General features: G+C 70.1%; 17 protein-coding genes and 1 tRNA gene. 5 read left to right on the top strand and 13 right to left on the bottom strand.

What is annotated here, in order from left to right:
* Nucleotides 1–352 precede the first annotated feature (352 nt).
* The 3 genes from ACFTXQ_RS29110 to ACFTXQ_RS29100 are packed head-to-tail and all read left to right on the top strand — an operon-like array spanning nt 353 to nt 2,963.
* The gene (locus ACFTXQ_RS29110; RefSeq protein ID WP_382646145.1) at nt 353–1,027 is read left to right on the top strand and encodes a sortase domain-bontaining protein; all 675 of its coding nucleotides are present in this window, start codon (nt 353–355) and stop codon (nt 1,025–1,027) included.
* A complete protein-coding gene (locus tag ACFTXQ_RS29105; RefSeq protein ID WP_382646143.1) occupies nt 1,024–1,707 on the top strand; it encodes a hypothetical protein in 684 nt (227 codons plus the stop codon). Before ACFTXQ_RS29110 ends, ACFTXQ_RS29105 begins: the two co-directional genes overlap by 4 nt.
* On the top strand, nt 1,707–2,963 hold the full coding sequence (locus tag ACFTXQ_RS29100; protein WP_382646140.1) for an ATP-binding protein: 1,257 nt from the start codon (nt 1,707–1,709) through the stop codon (nt 2,961–2,963). Before ACFTXQ_RS29105 ends, ACFTXQ_RS29100 begins: the two co-directional genes overlap by 1 nt.
* Nucleotides 2,964–3,018: 55 nt before the next feature.
* Here ACFTXQ_RS29100 and ACFTXQ_RS29095 read toward each other — a convergent pair.
* The 13 genes from ACFTXQ_RS29095 to ACFTXQ_RS29035 form a co-directional block, all read right to left on the bottom strand.
* Nucleotides 3,019–3,091: transfer RNA gene (locus ACFTXQ_RS29095), tRNA-Arg, on the bottom strand.
* A 152-nt stretch (nt 3,092–3,243) separates the two neighbouring features.
* A complete protein-coding gene (locus tag ACFTXQ_RS29090; protein WP_382646137.1) occupies nt 3,244–4,500 on the bottom strand; it encodes an ABC transporter permease in 1,257 nt (418 codons plus the stop codon).
* Entirely contained in the window at nt 4,497–5,162 is a 666-nt protein-coding gene (locus ACFTXQ_RS29085; protein WP_382646156.1) for an ABC transporter ATP-binding protein, read from the bottom strand. The genes ACFTXQ_RS29090 and ACFTXQ_RS29085 overlap by 4 nt, the downstream gene beginning before the upstream one ends.
* 77 nt (nt 5,163–5,239) lie before the next feature.
* On the bottom strand, nt 5,240–6,793 hold the full coding sequence (locus tag ACFTXQ_RS29080) for a peptidoglycan-binding protein (RefSeq protein ID WP_382646135.1): 1,554 nt from the start codon (nt 6,791–6,793) through the stop codon (nt 5,240–5,242).
* Between the two features lie 19 nt (nt 6,794–6,812).
* The gene (locus ACFTXQ_RS29075) at nt 6,813–7,700 is read right to left on the bottom strand and encodes an ABC transporter permease subunit (RefSeq protein ID WP_382646132.1); all 888 of its coding nucleotides are present in this window, start codon (nt 7,698–7,700) and stop codon (nt 6,813–6,815) included.
* Nucleotides 7,700–8,596 (bottom strand): ABC transporter ATP-binding protein, encoded by an 897-nt coding sequence (locus ACFTXQ_RS29070; RefSeq protein ID WP_382646130.1) that lies wholly within the window; start codon nt 8,594–8,596, stop codon nt 7,700–7,702. Before ACFTXQ_RS29070 ends, ACFTXQ_RS29075 begins: the two co-directional genes overlap by 1 nt.
* A 15-nt stretch (nt 8,597–8,611) precedes the next feature.
* Nucleotides 8,612–9,514: a hypothetical protein gene (locus ACFTXQ_RS29065; protein WP_382646127.1), complete on the bottom strand. Its 903-nt coding sequence runs from the start codon at nt 9,512–9,514 to the stop codon at nt 8,612–8,614.
* Nucleotides 9,515–9,601: 87 nt separating this feature from the next.
* Complete coding sequence (locus tag ACFTXQ_RS29060) at nt 9,602–9,964, bottom strand: hypothetical protein (protein WP_382646125.1); 363 nt, start codon at nt 9,962–9,964, stop codon at nt 9,602–9,604.
* A gap of 465 nt (nt 9,965–10,429) precedes the next feature.
* On the bottom strand, nt 10,430–10,735 hold the full coding sequence (locus ACFTXQ_RS29055; protein WP_382646123.1) for a hypothetical protein: 306 nt from the start codon (nt 10,733–10,735) through the stop codon (nt 10,430–10,432).
* Nucleotides 10,736–10,795: 60 nt separating this feature from the next.
* Nucleotides 10,796–11,068 carry a hypothetical protein gene (locus ACFTXQ_RS29050; protein ID WP_382646121.1) on the bottom strand — a complete coding sequence of 91 codons (273 nt, stop codon included), beginning with the start codon at nt 11,066–11,068 and terminating at the stop codon, nt 10,796–10,798.
* A 215-nt stretch (nt 11,069–11,283) separates the two neighbouring features.
* Nucleotides 11,284–11,730 carry an iron chaperone gene (locus tag ACFTXQ_RS29045; protein ID WP_382646118.1) on the bottom strand — a complete coding sequence of 149 codons (447 nt, stop codon included), beginning with the start codon at nt 11,728–11,730 and terminating at the stop codon, nt 11,284–11,286.
* An 18-nt stretch (nt 11,731–11,748) separates the two neighbouring features.
* Nucleotides 11,749–12,372, bottom strand: coding sequence for a glyoxalase (locus tag ACFTXQ_RS29040; RefSeq protein WP_382646116.1), 624 nt, complete (start codon nt 12,370–12,372; stop codon nt 11,749–11,751).
* Between the two features lie 570 nt (nt 12,373–12,942).
* Entirely contained in the window at nt 12,943–14,220 is a 1,278-nt protein-coding gene (locus tag ACFTXQ_RS29035; RefSeq protein ID WP_382646114.1) for a M6 family metalloprotease domain-containing protein, read from the bottom strand.
* A 272-nt stretch (nt 14,221–14,492) separates the two neighbouring features.
* Here ACFTXQ_RS29035 and ACFTXQ_RS29030 point away from each other — a divergent pair, with 272 nt between their 5' ends.
* Complete coding sequence (locus ACFTXQ_RS29030; protein WP_382646111.1) at nt 14,493–15,248, top strand: TetR/AcrR family transcriptional regulator; 756 nt, start codon at nt 14,493–14,495, stop codon at nt 15,246–15,248.
* 73 nt (nt 15,249–15,321) lie between these two features.
* Nucleotides 15,322–16,869 carry an MFS transporter gene (locus tag ACFTXQ_RS29025; protein WP_382646108.1) on the top strand — a complete coding sequence of 516 codons (1,548 nt, stop codon included), beginning with the start codon at nt 15,322–15,324 and terminating at the stop codon, nt 16,867–16,869.
* Nucleotides 16,870–16,903 lie beyond the last annotated feature (34 nt).

Below are 16,903 nucleotides of genomic sequence, written 5' to 3'. Positions count from 1 at the left end.
AACATCGAACCCCGTCCCCGACGACCCCCCACCCCGCCCCCGTCCCCGGCACCCCGCCCCCGGCCCGTGCCACCCCGGCCCACCCCCAACCCGGTCCCCGCCGCCGGCCCCGGCACCCCGCCGCCGGCACCCCGCGGCCGCCCCCGGCACCCCGCGGCTGGTCCGTGCCGCCCCGGTCCACCCCCGCCCCCGACCCCGTCCCCAGCGTCGACCCTGCCCGGGCTCGGCCCGCGCCCCCCGACCCCGGCGCCGGCCCGTGCGCCCCGGCCGCGCTCGCCCAGCCCCGGGCCCCGGCTCGGCCAGTCCCGGCCGGAGCTGCCCTCCCGCCCCGTCCGCCTGCCCGGAGTACGCCATGCCCAGCACCCTCGCCCCCGCCCACCACACGCGCGGCCCCCGCACACGCCCCGCCCGGCACCGCATCGTGATCACCGCCGCCCTGGCCGCCACCCTCACCGGCACCCTCGCAGCCTGCGGCGGCGCCGCCGCCAACGGCGCCAAGCTGCCCCCCGACCCCAAGGTCGGCAGCACCGCCGCACCCGCCCCCGATACCGCGCCCCCGGCACCCCCGTTGCCCCCCTCCAAGCCAACCGGCATGAAGATCGACGCAGCGGGCGTGGACGCGAAGAAGATGGTCGACCTCAAGGTGGACGCGGCCACCGGCGAGCTCGGCGTGCCCAACGCCGACACCGACGCGAACAACCCCGGCTGGTGGACCGAGGGCGTCACCCCGGGCGAGATGGGCCCCTCCGTACTCGTCGCGCACTTCGACACCAAGCACGGACCGGCGCTGATGAAGAACGTCAAGAACATCAAGCTCGGCGACCTCATCGAGGTCCCGCGCGAGGACGGCAAGACGGCCACGTTCAAGATCCGCGAGATCGAGGACGTGAACAAGAAGGACTTCCCGACCGACAAGGTCTACGGGGACACCGCCCGCCCCGAGCTGCGCCTGCTCACCTGCGGCGGCGAGATCAAGGACGGCCACCGCACCAACAACGTCATCCTCTACGCCGACTTGGTGGCGTGAGCCACCCGTCCCGCAGGGCCGCACTCTGCCTGGCGGCGGCGACGGCGGCGACGGCAGCCCTCCCCCTGGCCGGCTGCGCAGCGAACGGCGCCCTGCACGCCGCCGACGACGGCCGCCCCGCCGCCCGCGCCCAGGGCCCGTACCGGCCGTGGCCCGAGCGGCCCCCCGCCCCGCCCCCGGAAGTGGACGTACTGCACGCCGAGGGCCGCGTCCCGATCGCCGGCATCGAGGTGCCGGCGGGCGCGTCGCTGAGGGACGTACCGCCCATGGACGTCCTGACGGCGGACCTGCGCCCGCGCCCGGCCGGCCAGGACGAGACGAAGGCGGCACTGGCCCGGTGCACGGGGCAGGAGCAGGGGGCCGGGGACTGCCCCGTCCGGACCGCCCATTACCGTGATCTGACCGGCAACGGCCGCGACGAGCTGATCCTCGGCATCGAGCTGCCGGGCCACCGCCTCAACCTCCGCGTCTACACGGCCGACAGCGGCCGGGTGGTGCAGATCATGGACACGGCCGCTCGCGTCACCGACGTGCAGCTGACGGAACGGGACCTCATCATCCACTCCGCCACGAGCCCCGCGGGGACCGAGATCCGCGACGTGTGGACCTGGTTCCCCGAGCAGCAGGCCATGCGGCCCCGCGTGACGGAGACCGTCCGCAGACCGGCGGAGAAACCCTGATGCGCCGGCTGCGACCGCCGGCCTGGACGGCGACGCTGACGTGGAAGGCGGCCGTCTTCATCACCCTCATGTGCTGCGGCCTCGCGGCGCTGCTCGGCGGCCTCGTGCACCGGGCCATGACCCACCAGACCGTCAGCGCCGCCCGCGAAAAGGCCCTGGCCAAGCTGGAGCGGACCGTCACCTCGTACGAGACCGGCGGGGCCATGGGGCGCGGCGAGGGCATCGACCCCGTCGGCCTGCCCCCGGAACTGCGCGCCCTGGCGGCCGGCGGCAAGCGCGGCACGGCCATCGGCGAAAGCCGCGGCCGCGCCGCCATGTGGGCGGCCGGCCCCGCCGACCACGACACCGCGATAGCCGTCTCCGTCGACTTCAGCGGCAGCGAGCGCACCATCCGGGACCTGGACCAGGCGATCCTCGGCTCCTCCGTGGCCGCCATCGGAGGCACCCTCCTCATCGGCGCCGTCGGCGTCACCCGGATCACCCGGCGCCTCCACGTCACCGCCCAGGTCGCCCGCCGGATCAGCGCGGGTGACCTGGACGCACGGGTCGAGGACAGCCCGCGGAACAAGGACGAGGTGGCGACGGTCTCCCGGGCCCTGGACACGATGGCGTCCTCCCTCCAGCGCAAGCTCGAAGCCGAGCAGCGCTTCACGGCGGACGTCGCCCACGAGCTGCGCACCCCCCTGACCGGCCTGAACGCGGCCGCCGAACTCCTGCCGCCGGGCCGCCCGGCCGAACTCGTACGGGACCGCGTGCGGGCGATGCGCGCACTGACGGAGGACCTGCTGGAGATCTCCCGGCTGGACACGCGCAGCGAGCGCGTCGAGCTGGACTCCTACGACCTGGCCGACCTGGCGGCGCGCACGATCCGCGCCTCGGGCACCTCCACCACCCTGGTGGTGGCCTCCTCCACGCTCCTGGAAACGGACCGGCGCCGCCTGGAGCGCATCATCGGCAACCTGATCGCGAACGCCCACAGACACGGCGCCGCCCCGGTCACGGTCACGGTGGACGGCCCGACCCTCACGGTCGCGGACGAGGGCCCCGGCTACCCGGACTACCTCCTGACGGCCGGCCCCCAGCGCTTCCGTACGGAGGGCATGAGCAAGGGCCACGGCCTGGGCCTCACCATCGCCACGGGCCAGGCCCGCACCCTCGGCGCCACCCTGACCTTCCACAACCGCACCCCCACGGGCGCCGAAGCCCGCCTGACCTTCCCGGCAACTCCCCGACCCAACCCCCGAGATGCCCCCTAAACCCGACCAAACACCGAGGACCCCCAGCCACACGGCTGGGGGTCCTCGTCCATCGTGCCCTCGGCAGGATTCGAACCTGCGACACCGGCTTTAGGAGAGCCGTGCTCTATCCCCTGAGCTACGAAGGCGGGCCGCAGCCCAGCCTACGAGGCCGGACCACCGCGGTCAGTGTAGCGGGTGACGCTTGATCCGCATCTGAGATCCATGCCGTCCCGCGCTCCCAGCAGGCTTGGCGCGGGGCCGGAGGGCCGCCGGGGTGTGGCGGGGCCGGCCTTTTCGTTCAGCGGCGCAGGGCCTCCGCGGGCTGGATGCGGGCGGCCCGCCAGGCCGGGTAGAGGCCGGCGAGGACTCCCGTGAGGAGGCCGATGGCGGGGGCGGCGGCAACCGTTCCGGTGTGGATGACGGGGGTCCAGTCCCGGATCACTGCGACCGTGACGACCGTGACGGTGCCGAGACTGGTGCCGACCAGGCCGCCGAGGGCGCCGAGGGCACCCGATTCGGCGAGGAACTGGAGGGTGATGTGGCGGCCCCGTGCGCCCAGCGCACGGCGCAAGCCGATCTCGCCGGTCCGCTCGAGGACGGCGACGAGGGTGGTGTTGGCGATGCCCACCGCGCCGATGACCAGACAGATCGCGGCGAGCAGGAGGAAGAGCTGATTGAGGTCGGAGGTGACGTTGCCACGCAGCGTCTTGGGGTCCGGGGGCGGGACGGCCTTGAAGTATTCGGGGTGGTCGGGGCGTAGCGCGGTGGGGGCCTCGTACGCGATCTGGCCGGCCGCGCCGACCTTCGTCGAGATCAGCATCTTGGTGCCGGACTCCGTGGGCGGCCCCCAGAGCCTCTCGGCGGTGGTGCGCGGAACGATGACGGACAGCAGCAAGTCGGGCTTGCGTTCGACGTCCTGGAGTATGCCCGCGACGATGAAGGGCTGCTCGCCGATGAAGATCGCGGGGCGGGTCTCCAGGGTGGTGATGCCCAGCCGGGCGGCCAGGTTGGCGCCGATGACGGTGACGGGCTGGGCGCCCTCCGAGTGGTAGTCGTCGAAGACGCGCCCCTGGGCCATGGTGGGGACCGCTGCCCGCAGCAGACCGGGGGATGCCGCGACGATCTCGACCTGCTCCCCGCCGCCCCCCTCCACCGTCGGAATGGACCGCACCGTGGTCCCGGCGGCGAGGCGTACGTTCCAGTAGACGCCTGCGTTCGCCACGCCGTTGAGTTTCTCGATGCGGGCATCGGCATCGGTGGGGAACGCCATTCCCGCGAACTGGTTCTGCTCGCCGGCGATGTCCTCGACCGTCACCTCGGTCGCGGTGAGCCGATTGAAGCGGGAGTCGATCTGCGAGGACGTGGTGGCGGTCAGGCCCAGGATCGCCACGAAGGTGCCCACCCCCAGGACCGTGCCCAACCCGGTCAGCGCCGAGCGGGCGGGCCGTTGCAGCGTCCCGGCCAGCGACTCCGACAGCAGGTCGCGCAGTGCGAACGTCGAGGACTCACGCCCACGTTGGCGGAGGAACCGGTACCGGATCCGGAAGGGCTTCATGCACTGACCTCGCGTAGTACACCGTCACGAATCGTGACTCTGCGGGCGGCTCTTGCGGCCACCGCCGGATCATGGGTGATGACGACGACGGTCATACCCTCCGCATGCAGTTCGTCCAGCAGCGCGAGAACCGTCTCGGCGTTCTTCGTATCCAGGTTTCCCGTGGGCTCGTCGCAGAGCAGCAGGGAGGGGCGGGCGACCAGCGCGCGGGCGATCGCCACCCGCTGCCTTTCGCCGCCCGACAATCGGGTGGGCAGCGCGTCGATCCGGTGGCCGAGACCGACCCGGACCAGGGCTTCACGTGCCCGACGGGCGCGCTCGTCGCGCGGTACCCCGTTGTAGACCATGGCCAGCAGCACGTTCTCCAACGCGCTGCGGTGCGGCAGGAGATGGAAGGACTGGAAGACGAAGCCGATCCGGCGACCGCGCAACGCGGTGCGGTCGGCGTCCTTCAGCGCTCCGGTGTCGATCCCGTCCAGCAGATACGTGCCGTGGGTGGGGGCATCCAGCAGACCGGCGATGTTCAAGAAGGTCGACTTGCCGGAACCGGAGGGGCCGACCACCGTCACGAAGTCCCCGCGCCCGACCGTCAGATCGCACGGCCTGAACGCGGGTACCGGCGGCGGCCCGGGATAGGTGAGCCCCACCTGCCGGAACTCCATCACCGGCTGGTCTTCCCGTATGACCCGCTCCGCCGCCGACTCCCCGGTCAGCAGGCCGCCCTGTCGGCGTCGGAGCCTCACCGGGTGCTCCCCGGCGCCCTGTGGTCCGCGGTGTCCCCGCCACTCGGCCGTACGCCGGTGACGACTTCCTCGCCCTCCGCCAGCCGCATCCCGGATACCGGGATCACCTCCACGTAACCGTCGCCCTGGGTGCCCGTCCGCACGTGCACGCGGCGCTGCGCGCCCGTCTCCTCGAGGACGGTGACCGCGGTCTTGCCGTCCGCCCCGGAAGTGATCGCCGTGACGGGCACCACCAGTGCCGTGCCGTTGGTGGAAGCGGCTTCGATGGTGAGCCGTACGTCCTGCCCGACCATCTGTGCGTCCAGATGCCCGCTCGCTTCCACGACGAGGAGATAGCCCTCCTTGCCGGTCGCGGCGGCATGGGCGTCCTTGTCGCCGTCGGCCGCCGGTGACCGTCCGGTCTCCTTCGTGTCCGCGACGGACCGCACGGTCGCCTTCACGGTGGTTCCCAGCGATTCCGAGAGGATCTCGACCTGCTGGCCGGTGCGCACCAGACCCTTCTGGTGTTCCTGGAGATAGGCGTGTACGACCACCTCGCCGGCCGAAACCGTCAGCGCCTTGCCCGAGACCTGTGCGCCGACCCTGGTCGTCACGGAGTCGACCCTGGCCGGAAAGCCCTGCAGGAAGACCACTTCGCCGGACGGCAGCATCGGCCCCGAGGCGGCCTGCACCGCGCCGAGCGTCCTGCGCGCCTCGGCGAGATCCTCTTCGGCTCTCTGCACGGCCTTCTGCAGGCCGGCTGTCGAGGCGTGCTCCTTGTCGGCGGGCGGCTGCGATTCCTCCGGCTTCGTGGTGTTGCCCGTCGGCCCGGGACTCGGCTCGCCGGTCGCGGTACCGCCGCGGCTCTGAGCCATCGCCATCGCCCATCCCTGGCGGGCATCCTCCAGGGCGCGTTCCGCGCCGGTCACCGCATCCTGGGCGGCCTTCACCGCCCCCGGGTCGCCCTGAGCGGGCAAAGGCTCATAGCCGATCGAGCCGTAGAACGACGACAGCGCGGCCTTCGTTCCGGCTCCGAACGTTCCCGAGGCATCCGCGCCCGTGCGATGCCCCAGGTTCTGCAGGGCCTTCTGCAACTGGGCGACGTCTTCGCCCTTCGCACCCGGCTTGAGGTCCCGGTACGCGGGCAGCGCTCCCTTGAGCGCGAACACCGGCCGTCCGGAAACCTCCAGGAGCACCTGGCCCTCGGTCACCGCGCCGCCGGCCTTCGCGCGCAGCTTGGTGACCACCGGCGAGCCGGCCCCCTCGCCGACCACCGCCGTGGGTGTCACTTCCACGGACTGGCCTGCCGATACGAGCCCCCGCAGCACGACCGTCTCTTTGAGTACTCGGCGTTCCACCGGAGCCGTCAGCACATCCGCCTGCGGCGCCTTCGCGTCCGCGGCTGCCTGAGCGGGCGACTTGATCACCATCGAAGCCCCCACTCCGAGGCCTGCCAAGAGCACGGCATTCACCGCAACCAGTACCACCCATTTCTTTCGCTGGGCCACGTGGTGTTCGGCGGTCGACTTTTCTGAGTGCTCGGTCACGATGTGCTCATCGCCCTCGGACACTGCTCCTCGCTCCTCATTCCTAGGCGATATCACGTCGTGTCACAACCCGAAGTCCGATCAAGGTGAAAACGCAGGCATACCCCGCCATGACCAGCGCACCGGTCCAGATGATCGGCTCGCCCGGGTTCACATAGCCGGACGACATCTGATCGGCGGCGATCGACGGGAAGAACACAATGGCCTCACGGATCCAGCCCGCGCTCGACGAATCGCCGGCCATCGTGAACACCGCATCCCGCAACGGCCTGCCCGTCAGGTACAGCAGAAGGAATACCGCCACTGCAATCCTCTGCCGACGGAGCAAGGCCCCCAGGCCGACTCCGAAGACTCCCCACGCCAGGTATCCGACGAGGTTGGACAGGATCGCGGACAGGGCTATCCCGGACGTAAGGTAGTACGCCTTGCCCTGTGAATTCATCGTCCACATGCCGGCCATCAAGGCCACGCCGGTAGCAGCCAAGAACATGGCGAGTCCGATGAGGAGAGAAGCGGCAACCTTCGAGAAGACGACCGAGTTGCGCCGAGGCGTGATCAAGTAGGTGATCGACGACGTCCCGCGCGAGACTTCGCCACCTATCAGTCCGATGCCTATCAGGCCCGCGATCAACCACCCCACGGACTGTCCGGACGTGTAGAGTCGGGCAGCCTGGTCCGCCAGTCCGGCCTCGATCTGTCCTTCGGCCAGCTCATCCAGCTGATCGAGGGAGAGGTTACCCGCTCCAGCCGGCGACATATCACTCAACATGGCCAAATAGTTTTGGACATGCATCGAGTTTCCGATTGATATCACAATCATTGCCAGCAGGAACACCGCAAAGGTCAGGCGCGTTCCTTTCGATACTCGAAGTCGAAATATCTCGGCTCCGAGCAGTCGGTTCAGCCGGCTTCCCGCTGATTCCTCAGACATCACGACTCCGATCCGAGGATTGCGTGAAATGCGTCTTCCAGGTCAGGAGTCACGGTCACCAATTCTTCCAGGCCGATGCCGGCCTCCAAGGCCACCTTCCCGACGAGAGCAGGGTCTGCGCTGAAGATCCTCAGCGCGCCGTCCGCACCGAGGGTTCCGCGTGCCTCGGGAAGCAAAGAGAGCAACTCGTCGAGGCGTGGACCGCGAACGCGCACATGCGGTTCTCTTGCCGCGCCCAGGATCTGCGGCACGGGGCCTGAAGCAATGACCGAACCCCGGTCGAGAATGACGAGATCGTCCGCCATTCTTTCCACTTCCGAAAGCTGGTGGCTTGACACCAGGACCACGTTCCCCTGATCGGCGAAATCACGGACCAGATTCCTCATCCAGAGGATCCCGGAAGGATCAAGGCCGTTCCCGGGCTCATCCAGTACCAGATACCTCGGCCCGCCCAGCAGGGCCACGGCGATACCGAGCCGCTGGCGCATGCCAAGCGAGTAGCCGGATATGTGGCGCCGGGCATCCTCTGCGAGTCCGACGTACTCCAACAGTTCAAAGCCGCGCGATTCAGGCACCCCGAGAGCGTGTGAAACCATCCGAACGTGATCCCTGCCCGTTCCGGGTGGACAGCCTGGCCCGGCCGCGAAGACAGCTCCGATGCGCCTGGCAGGATCGGGCAGGTCCTGGTATGCGACCCCACCGAAGGTCGACCGCCCTGAACTCGGTCTCACCAGGCCCAGCAGCATGCGCAGCACGGTGGTCTTCCCTGCGCCGTTGAGCCCCAGCAGCCCGGTGACCCGGCCCGGTTCAGCGCTGAACGTGACGTCGTTTACCGCAACGACTCCGCCGTAGCGCTTGCCCAATCCATGGGCGGCAATTCTCGTGTCGCTGTCCAAGACCGCGTCTCTCTTTCAGTGCGCTCCGACAGAAGAGGTCGCGTTCTTCACCTGCGTGACCTGCGCTTCGCGAATCTGGGTGAGCTGAGGCGCGTTCCCTTCGATTGCCCTCTTCTGGTAGGCGCTGTCGACCGCGGACCATACGGCAATCAGGTGCGTCTTGTTCTTGCAGCTGATATCCGCGGCAGCAGTGTCCATCTCGACCTGCGTCGGCTCCTCGGAGGCGAAGGCCCGATCGTTGTTCGCATCCATGGGGGACCTGTAGTTGTATCCGCTTTCCTTCATGCAGTTGCTCCACTGCCCAAAGGCCTCGCGCACCCGGCTGTGCTGGAGCGACCGGTCATAGCTTTGGGCCGCAAGCTCGTCCACCAGGCTTGCCTTCGGGATGTTCTTGATGCCCGTCAGGAGATGCCGTGCAACCTCGCCCTGACAGCCGCCGACCGGGATCTCTTTACCGTTGAGTTCACTCTGCCCCTTGCCGGAGGCCACAGCCTGTGCCTCAACGCTCAGCTTGTTCTGATTCTGACTCGCTTCAAGCGCGCGCTGCTTGTCGAGCAGATCCTTCGGCGGATGGTAACCGCGCTCACGCGCTGCTTCCGCGTCGTAGATCCCATAGCGCCGGCTGTTCCCGATCTCATCCATGGCCGGGGTCGGTGTAGCCGGGTAGGTGAAGCCGTACCGTGCCATGCAGTGCGTCATCTCCAGGCTGAACGCCTGGTTCAGAATCTTCTGGTCTTCGCGAGACTGCCTGTAGTGGTCGAGAGGCAGGACGATCTGCGCAGGATCAACTTGCGATGGATTCTCCGAGATGGAGGGTTCGCCCCCCGCCTCTGCCGACCCGGTTCCACCTCCTGCCCCACACGCGGACAACGTAACTGCCCCCAGAAATGCGACTATTCCGATCCATCTGCGTTCCATCACAAATCCCCAGGTGTCGGGCCTTAAACGACTCTTGCGGCCGGAGGATGTCCGGCCGCAAGAATTATTCAAACTGCTACTGCCAGATCAGCTTCCGTACTTGAAGGAAGAGAACCTGTTGTTGAACGTGCTGCTGAGCGTGTTGTGAGTCGACCACGCCGTGACCTCCAGGCGGCTGCCACCCCACCAGCTGTCTACGTACCAAAACGTCGAGCCGCTGTAGTAGCTGTCCACCGAAGAAATCGCGTCGTTCTCGCCGACGCCGTTGACGAAGACGTCGCCCTGGAAGTTGGAGTCCGCGATGTTCCAGTAGTCGCCGCCACCCGACATGTACGTTCCGTCGTACACGCAGGTGTATCCGGCGCATCCGGCAAAAGCAGGAGTAGCGGAAATACCCATAACGGAGGTCAGTGCCAACGCGGCAACCGTGACTGATCTACGGATACGCATGTTTCATTCCCTTCACGGAAGATGATGGTGAAGGGGAGAGGGCCCCACGCAAGGCAGGCAAGGCCTTTCACGAGTTTTATGTACCCCACCCCTCCTAAAGCGATCTTGCGCTGCGTGAGGACACTACAGTTCCCTCCCGGACCGAACAAGGCATGTTTTCTAACGCTTCAGCACAGGGGCAATCTCGCGAAAATCGCTCCGTTACCAGACATAAAGGCGCCCAGCTCGCGACTGATTACCACTCAGTAATTCCCCGCGAATATGATCATGTGCGGGGTTGTTTTGGCCGCGCCGAGCAGAAGGGAGTGCGCAATTGCCCTTCGGGGCAACGGAGTTGTTTGACCGGGGCGACCTGGCGCGTGCCGACAGGCCATCGCGTGGAAGTACCGCACCAACTCGCCTTGGCGGGACCTGCCCGAAGAGCTCGGCCGTATCTGGACCCGACGCTGACCAAAGAGGCAGAACCTAGGCGTACGGGATGCAGATGACGCGCGCGGCGAGCTCGGCGGGGCCGGTGCCCGTGTTGGTGGCGCGGACCGTCCACGTGCGGTTGTCGTCCAGGTAGGAGTCGTTGACGCGGACGCGGTCGCTGGTCACCGAGAAGCCGCCGCCGGAGGGGAGTTCACCAACGGGGCACTGGGCGTGGGCGAACTCCCACCCGCCCGGCGGCAGGGCCACAGGCCCGCCGAAGACAGCTGTGTGCGGCGGGGCGCCGCAGCGCGCGTGGGCGCGCAGCTCGGCGGGGGCCGGGCCGGTGTTGACGGCGGTCACGGACCATCGGGTGGGGTTGCCGGAGACGGGCGTGCTATCGGTGAGCAGGGCCCCGGGCCCCTACGTGTCCTCGGCGTACGACTCCACGAGGACGGGGTCGCTGTAGAGGCCCTCCATGCCGCCACCCGTGGGGAACCAGGTGTCGGGGTAGTTGCCGCAGTTCAGGGCGTAGGACAGCGTCTGCCCCGGTTCCAGGGTCAGCCTCCGGCTGCTGTAGAACGTCTGCGCACCCCGCGCGGCGCCGTGCTGGACCGCCGCGGGCGCCGCCGCGGTGGTCCCGGCCAGCAGTCCGGCCGCGAGCACCGCACACCAGACGCTTCGCCTGTGCCTCATCTCTCCGCCTCCCGTTCTGCGGACGGCCCGGCGCCGCTCGCGGCCCGGGCTTTCCCCCCTCGGAGCAGGCCAACCCACACCCCACCCGCCCGGCCCAAGCAGGAACGTTGCTGCGCCTGGCCGCACTCCATCTCGCCGGCATCCTCATCTGGACCCGACGCTGACCAAAGAGACAGAACCGGGGATCGGACTCCTGGAGGCGGGGAGGGGCGGGGTCAGTTCGCGGCCCGCCCGATGAGGTCGCCGATCCGGGCCTCGTCGGCGGGGGTCAGGTTCGTCAGGGCGTACGAGGTCGGCCACATGGTGCCTTCGTCGAGGTGCGCCTGGTCGCTGAAGCCGAGGGTGGCGTAGCGGGACTTGAACTTCTGGGCGCTCTGGAAGAAGCAGACGACCTTGCCGTCCCTGGCGTACGCGGGCATGCCGTACCAGAGCTTCGGGGCGAGGTCCGGTGCGAAGGCCTTGACGAGGGCGTGCAGCCGTTCGGCGAGGACGCGGTCCGCTTCCGGCATCTCGGCGATCTTCGCGAGCACCTCGCCCTCCGGGTCGGCCTTGGCCGCGCGCGAACCGCGCCGTGCGGCCGCCTTCAGCTCCTGGGCGCGCTCCTTCATCGCGCCGCGTTCCTCGTCCGTGAAACCGTCGTACTTCGCGTCGGGCGTCTTCATGGGAGGGTTCCTCTCCTGTCAGTGCGTGGCGGTCAGGGACGTGGCCTCCCAGGCGAAGCCGTCCGGGTCGGTGAAGGACCCGGCCGAGCTGCCCAGCATGAGGCGGTGCGAGCCGGTGCCGTCGGCGGGGACGCCGACCTCCTTGGCGAGGGCGCGGCGCCCGTACAGCGCCAGCTGGACCGGCGCCGACGGGGTGTCGAACTGGACGTACTTGCTGCCGAAGCTCTTCGCCACGGCGAGGCCGCGGTCCACGTAGAACTTCTTGCTCGCGATCACGTCCTCGACCCCCAGCAGGAGCACCATCTCGTCGATCCTGCGGGTCGCCGGGCCGGTGTCCTTCTTCTCCGACGTGGCGATCTTCCAGATCGTCCCGTCCGGGGCCTGGACGGTGGCGCCGTAGCCCCAGAACGACTTCTTGGCGGGCTTCAGAGGTGTGGCGCCGGCGGCGAGGGCCGCGTCGACGAAGACGTTGACGTCGGCCGGCCGGGAGACGGTGAGCGCGAGCGCGAAACCGCGGAAGCCGGTGGTGGGGGCCTCGGAGGGCCGGAGGCGGACCTGCGCGGCCAGTCCGAAGGCGGCGTAGAAGCGGTCGGCGGCCGTGGTGTCGGCCACCTCGAGGGTGACGGATGCGATGGAGTTCATGCCCCTCACGCTAGGCGCGGCCCGGCCGCCACGGCTTCTCGATTCCTGACCGGTCCGCATGCCGCGCCCTTGCGGGCCGCCGCGCCCTTGCGGGCCGCCGGGGCGGTTGAGGGTGCCGGTGCCGAGCGGCGGTGTCTGGGCCGGTCCGCGGGGCCCCTCCGGGGTGTCTCCTCGGCTCGCGCACCAAGGCCCTCTTCGTGACGTAAGGGTGGTTGCGCGCTCGTCCTGCGGGGACCCCCCTGCGCGGCCCCGCTCCCCTCCCGGACCCCGGCCCGGGCGAAGGCTGCTCCCCCGGGGCGGGGGTTGCACTGTCGAAGCCGCCCGTGGGGCGGGGACGCGCAGGAGGGTCCCCGCAGGACGAGCGCGCAACTCCCCAGAACAGTCGAAGCCATGGCTTGGTGCGCGAGCCGAGGAGACACTCCGGAGCGGCGCTGGCCCACCACCCGGCCCCGGTGAACCGCGACCCCGCCGGGCGGCATCGGCGCGAGCCGAGGAGACGCTCCGGAGCGGCGCCGGCCCACCACCCGGCCCCGGTGAACCGCAACCCCGCCGGGCGGCATCGGCGGAGCGTCACGGGCGGATGATGCGGACCTGGTAGCTCCCGTTGCGCAGTTCGCCCACCACCGAGATGCTGACCCCCGCCTTCTCGTCGGTGAACGTCTCGCCCGGCCGGAACGGCGCGTCCGACAGCTCCGCGTGCACATTCGGCCGCCTCGTACAGCCGCCGCTCGCGCCCGCGCTGTCCGACACCGTCACCGGCCCCCGCCCGGTGTCCACGTCCGAGTCCACCTTGTAGATGAGGACACCCGGCTTGCAGACGGCCTCGTCGTTCCCGGCCCGCGTCCGCACCTCCACCGCGTACCCCGCGCTCTCCGACAGCGGTACGAACGCCAGCTTCGTACCGCCCGCCACCGCCAGTGGCGACAGCGTGTGGTCGCTGGCGCCCGACTTCGACGCACAGCTGATCTGCGCCCCGTCCAGCCAGCCCAGCTTCCACTTGTGCCAGCCCAGCAGGTCGTTGTTGGCGCCCCAGTCCTCGCTCATGATGTCCCAGTGCCCGACCGTGCCCCCGCCGTCGGAGGTGTACAGGTCCGGCAGCCCGAAGACGTGCCCGTTCTCGTGGGGGAGCACCCGGTAGCCGGTCTCCCGGTAGGTGCCCGAGCCGTCGTCCTGGCGGCTGTAGACGAAGGACGTGTTGGCGAGCGGCACCCCGTCGGCCACCGGCGCCTCGCCGTTGCCCGAGAAGGTCACGGACAGGACCGTGTCCAGGGCGGACGGCCCGGCGTTCGGGGTCACCAGGATGTTGATCAGGTCGTACCGGCTGAAGTCCACCTCGGAATCGGCGGCCTTCGCGATGTGCTCGACGAGCTGCCGGTAGCCCGGCTCGTACGCGGACCCGCGCTCGATCCCGTACGCCGCGAACGGCATCGGCATGCGCAGCCAGGCCTTTATCGGCGCCTCGGCCCGATAGGTGAGCCGGCCGTAGGAACTGGTGCGGAACCACTCGGCGGTCTTGGGGAAGAACTCCGCCAGCCGGTCGACCGCCGTGCCCTCGCCCTTCGCGTCGGGGAAGTCGATCATCAGGTTCAGCGCGCGGACCTCGCCGGTCGAGCGGGAGTACCCGGGCGGCGTCGGCAGGCCCTCCGACATCTGCACGCCCATCGTGCCGGCGATCCGGCACGGCGCCAGAACCGATTCCGCGGTCGTGGCCACGGGCCCCGCCGCCGAACGGGTGCTGCCGGATATCCCCGTGCTCGCGGTCGCCGTGACGCCGAGGGCCAGCGCGGTGAGGCCGATGTACGCGCTGGTGCGGCGTGATGTGCGTATCCGGTGGCGGGTCTGCGGCATGGAGATCGCCTTCGGGTCCGCGGCAGCCGGCCCTGTCCGGTCTGCGCTCCGTGCGATCACCCTCCGACGGGCGCGGCGCGCCCGCGCGCCGGGAGAGGCCGAACGTGGATCCAGCTGTGACTCAGGTCACACGGGCGAGTGAAATAACCGGGGAGCCGATCCCCGTTTGTACGTGAGTCCCACGAAGTGGGGAGCGGCTCCCCGTTTGGACGGGGCCGCACGCATCGACCACAGCGTCACCGACACCGTCACCGCGCCAGGGAGGCCCCGGAATGAAGCGCCCCACCACCGCCGCACCGACGGCCCTGCCCGTCCCGGGCGCGGCCGTGGCCCTGGCGCAGCCCGCGAGCGCGGCATCGCCCGCCGCCGGGCCCCGGTGCGGGGCCCCGGCGGTCGCCGGGAAGCCGGTTCCCCGCCTCCGCGCCGACGCCGTCCGCAACCGCGAGCGGATCCTGACGGCCGCCCGCGAGATGCTCGTCGAGTTCGGCTCCGGGGCCCCCTTCGACGAGATCGCCCGCCGGGCGGGCATCGGCAACGCCACCCTCTACCGGCACTTCCCGGACCGCCCCACCCTCATCCGCGAGGTCGTCCTCTTCGTCATGCGACGGGTCACCGCCCTGGCCGAGGCCTCCCTCGCCGAGGAGCCGGACGCCTTCGCCGCGCTGTGCCGCTTCACGCACACCGCCGCCGACGAGCGCATCGGCGCCCTGTGCCCCATGCTCGCCGACGACTTCGACCGCGACCACCCCGAAGTCCTCGCGGCGCGCGCCGCGTTGGAGGCGGCGGTCGAGACCCTCCTGGCCGCCGGCCAGGACGCCGGGCTGGTCCGTACGGACATCGGCGCCGGCGATCTGACCATCGCGCTGTCCCAGCTCAGCCGCCCCCTCCCCGGCACCGCCTGCCTGGACGCGGACCGCTTCGCCCACCGCCACCTCCAGCTGTTCCTCGACGGGCTGCGGGCCCCGGCGCCCTCCGAGCTGCCCGGTTCGCCCGCCACGCTGGACGACCTGAGGCAGAAAACCATGTGACGCCCCGAAGCTTCTCAAAATAGTCTCAAAACAGCCTTTTTCAGTCATTCCGCACAGTGAAGTGGGTACCCCCATGCCGAAAACAGCCGCGACACCCCCGCCGGCTGCCGCCGACCCCAGCCGCTGGAAGGCACTCGTCTTCATAGCCCTGGCGCAGCTGATGGTCGTCCTCGACGCGACCATCGTGAACATCGCCCTCCCCTCCGCCCAGACCGACCTCGGCATCTCCGACGGCAACCGCCAGTGGGTCATCACCGCGTACGCGCTGGCCTTCGGCGGACTGCTCCTCTTCGGCGGCCGCATCGCCGACAAGTGGGGCCGCAAGAACGCCTTCATCACCGGCCTGACCGGCTTCGCCCTGGCCTCCGCGCTCGGCGGCGCCGCCAACGGCGAGGCCATGATGCTGGGCGCCCGCGCCCTCCAGGGCGCCTTCGGCGCGCTGCTCGCGCCGGCGGCCCTCTCCCTGCTCGCCGTCATGTTCACCGACGCCAAGGAGCGCGCCAAGGCCTTCGGCATCTACGGTGCGATCGCGGGCGGCGGCGGCGCCGTCGGCCTGATCCTCGGCGGCTTCCTCACCGAGTACCTCAACTGGCGCTGGACCTTCTTCGTCAACATCCCCTTCGCGATCATCGCGGCCGCGGGCGCCTGGCTCGTCATCCGCGAGCCCGCCGGCTCCCGCAACCGCGCGCCGCTCGACATCCCCGGCGTGGTCCTGTCCACGCTCGGTCTCGTCTCGCTCGTGTACGGGTTCACGCGCGCCGAGTCGGCCGGCTGGTCGGACGGCGTGACCGTTTCGATGTTCGTCGCCGCAGGCGTCCTGCTGCTGGGCTTCGTGCTCACCGAGTCCCGGGTCCGTTCCCCGCTGCTGCCGCTGCGCGTCCTGCTGGAGCGCAACCGCGGCGGTGTCTACCTCTCGCTCGGTCTGGCCGTCATCGCCATGTTCGGCCTGTTCCTCTTCCTCACCTACTACCTGCAGGTCGTGAAGGGCTTCTCGCCCGTCAAGACCGGCTTCGCCTTCCTCCCGATGATCGCGGGCATGATCACGGGCTCCACCCAGATCGGCGCCCGCCTGATGACCCGGGTGCCGCCGCGCCTGCTGATGGGCCCGGGCTTCCTGGTCGCCGCCACCGGCATGCTGCTGCTGACCCAGATCGAGGTCGGGTCCTCGTACCCGGCGCTGATCCTGCCGGCGCAGCTGCTGCTCGGCCTCGGCATGGGTTCGGCGTTCATGCCGGCCATGTCCCTGGCCACGCACGGGGTGAACCCGGCCGACGCCGGTGTGGCCTCCGCCATGGTCAACACCTCGCAGCAGGTCGGCGGCGCCATCGGCACCGCGCTGCTGAACACGATCGCCGCCTCGGCGACCACCGCGTACCTCACCGACCACGCGGCCGAGGCCGCGGGCGGCGGCGCGGCGGCCAAGCTGGTGCAGGCGCAGGCCATGGTCGAGGGCTACTCCACCGCCATCTGGTGGGCGGTGGGCATCCTGCTCACGAGCGCGACCATAGCGCTGACCCTGATCAACACCGGCCGGCCGGGTGCGGGCGGCCCGGTGGCCTCCGGCTCGGGCACCGGCACCGGCAAGGACGCCGAGGTCCAGGTCCCGGTGATCGCCCACTGACGGGCTCGCCGCCCGTGCGGGAATGACTGAAGAC

It is taken from the genome of Streptomyces sp. NPDC057010 (assembly GCF_042673805.1).
Taxonomy (GTDB): domain Bacteria; phylum Actinomycetota; class Actinomycetes; order Streptomycetales; family Streptomycetaceae; genus Streptomyces.
The sequence above is the reverse complement of the archived record's forward strand: the minus strand, read 5'-3'. Positions and strand labels throughout refer to the sequence as shown.